Genomic DNA, 221 nt, shown 5'->3' on the forward strand with positions numbered 1-221 from the left:
GAGCGTGGGACCTGATTTCGTAGTAGTCAAGCGATGGGGTGACGCAGGAAGGTAGCTCCGCCAGGCGATGGTTGTCCTGGTGTAAGCGTGTAGGGAAGCTGGTAGGCAAATCCGCCGGCTACATATCCTGAGACGTGATGCGTAGCCGTTTGAGGCGAAGTAGAGTGATCCTATGCTGCCGAGAAAAGCCTCTAGTGAGTGCATGCACGGCCCGTACCCCA

1 rRNA gene is annotated in these 221 nt (G+C 57.0%); it reads left to right on the forward strand.

Going from position 1 to position 221, the window contains the following annotated elements:
- A 23S ribosomal RNA gene (locus EIY87_RS18910) occupies positions 1 to 221 on the forward strand; the annotation flags it as partial.

This window comes from Amycolatopsis eburnea (genome assembly GCF_003937945.1).
In the GTDB taxonomy this organism is placed as follows: Bacteria; Actinomycetota; Actinomycetes; order Mycobacteriales; family Pseudonocardiaceae; genus Amycolatopsis; species Amycolatopsis eburnea.